The organism is Marinobacter sp. (assembly GCF_041984545.1).
Taxonomy (GTDB): Bacteria; Pseudomonadota; Gammaproteobacteria; order Pseudomonadales; family Oleiphilaceae; genus Marinobacter.
Genome location: NZ_JBHIXV010000106.1, coordinates 1 through 559, shown reverse-complemented (window position 1 = coordinate 559; position 559 = coordinate 1). Strand labels below are relative to the sequence as shown.

At 49.0% G+C, this 559-nt stretch carries 1 rRNA gene; it reads left to right on the top strand.

The features are described 5' to 3' along the window. Positions 1-301: 301 nt before the first annotated feature. A 16S ribosomal RNA gene (locus tag ACFC20_RS17760) occupies positions 302-559 on the top strand; the annotation flags it as partial.

The following is a 559-nucleotide window of genomic DNA, read 5'->3' as shown; positions in this document are numbered from 1 at the left end:
GGAAGATGGTTTGAAGGTCGGCGCAAGCGGTTGAGTAGAAAAGAAAATTTTCGAAAATAACGCTTGACGGAAAGAGAGGTTGCTGTAGAATGCGCGGCCTCGGTTGAGACGAAAGCCTTGACCAACTGCTCTTTAACAAGTCGAATCAAGCAATTCGTGTGGGTGCTTGTGATGTAAGACTGGTGATCGCAAGATTATCAGCAACGCAAGTAACACTCGTGAATTCGAGAGTTTTATCTCTTTTTAAGAGAATGCGATTGCTGAGCCAAGTTTAGGGTTTTCTCAAAACCCAAGCAGTATTGAACTGAAGAGTTTGATCATGGCTCAGATTGAACGCTGGCGGCAGGCCTAACACATGCAAGTCGAGCGGATGAAGGGAGCTTGCTCCTGGATTCAGCGGCGGACGGGTGAGTAATGCCTAGGAATCTGCCTGGTAGTGGGGGATAACGTCCGGAAACGGGCGCTAATACCGCATACGTCCTGAGGGAGAAAGTGGGGGATCTTCGGACCTCACGCTATCAGATGAGCCTAGGTCGGATTAGCTAGTTGGTGGGGTAAA